Source organism: Bradyrhizobium sp. AC87j1 (genome assembly GCF_002936975.1).
Lineage (GTDB): Bacteria > Pseudomonadota > Alphaproteobacteria > Rhizobiales > Xanthobacteraceae > Bradyrhizobium > Bradyrhizobium shewense.
On the sequence record NZ_PTFE01000228.1, the window covers coordinates 1 to 1,405 of the forward strand.

General features: G+C 62.8%; 1 pseudogene. It reads right to left on the reverse strand.

What is annotated here, in order from left to right:
- Positions 1-146 precede the first annotated feature (146 nt).
- Positions 147-1,368: pseudogene (locus CV770_RS40970) on the reverse strand (IS701 family transposase).
- Positions 1,369-1,405 lie beyond the last annotated feature (37 nt).

Below are 1,405 nucleotides of genomic sequence, written 5' to 3' on the forward strand. Positions count from 1 at the left end.
TTGCAGTTTTCGTCTGAGGTGGGCGCGGCGAGCTTCGGCCTGGTGAGCTCGGCGCCAGAGCGACCATGCGAGAACTCGGTCGATCGAGATGCGCCGTTGAGCGAGCTTGATGGCGATGCGACGGATTTCCTGGATCGACCAGCGGATCAGGAACGACGTTTGGTGCGCCGGCGTCGCGTTTTTTTGAGTGCTGGCTCAGCATTGGCCCGATGACGGATGACGGCCATCATGGCGAAGGCCAGCATGAGGAGTGACATATGGCGATGCCAGCCATGCCAGGAGCGGCTTTCGTTGTGATCAAGGCCGAGCTCGTTCTTGGCGGTTTCGAAGCTGTCCTCAATGGCCCAGCGATGGCCTTCCACCGATGCCAGCTTCTGTATGGACGTGCCCTTGGGGCACCATGTGGAGAAGAAGGCCAAGCTGCCGTCGGCAATGTTGCGGCGGATCAGAAGACCCCGCGTCCATTCCCCGGCAAGGGCGTCGTCGTAGTCACTGGCGTCAAGATCGGCCAGCTCAAGATAGGCCCAGGCGTGCCAGCGCGGACCTTTGGTCCCTTCGCCGGACGGCATGCGGCGCCAGGCTTTCTTGGGAAGGCTCTGCGCGATCTCGGAGGCGGTGCCGGCGACAGGCTGCGGCTTGCCCCAGGAACGGAACACCTGATTGGAAGCAACACCCAGAACGTAGCCTTTGCCCGCCTTGCGCAGCAGGGTTTCGATCTTACCCGTGCCATACACCCTGTCCGCCGCCACGAACGAGAATGGCACCTTGGCGGCGATCGCACGAGCGATCATTCGACGCGCGATCTTGGGCTTCGTGGCAAAGCCCACATCACTTGGGACGTGCGCGGCCCTCAGGCGAACGGGTTCGTCCGTCCATTCCTTTGGCAGGTAGAGTGCCCGATCGATGAAGGCATGGCCATGCCGCGACACGTAGGAGGCGAAAACTCCGATCTGGCAATTGGTGGTCTTGCCCGCCGAGCCAGTGTACTGGCGTGCGACCCCGCACGAGGCCTTGCCCTGCTTCAAAAAGCCGGTCTCATCGATGATCAGAACCGCGTCCTCATCGGCCAGCGGTTTCCAGCGCGTACTCACGGACAATGTCGCGCAGCGCGTCGGCGTCCCACTGCCCCCGGCCCAGGATCGCCTGCTGGCGCCACGGGCCTGGATCGCCGGCTGCCTCCGCCCGCATCCAACCCGTCTTGCGCGGCTCGTTGCCCAACAGTCCGTCGAGAAACTGCCCCGCCGAGGCCGCGACCCGCTCCTGCGCAAACAGCCGACGGATGCGTTGCTTTACATCTCGCAACGACGAAGCCCACAGCGTCAGCGTATCTTCAACCGACGCACCGCCAATCATCAGATCCCGAATCATGGTCGCCCATGGATTCAGAACCCCAAATAAAACGCAT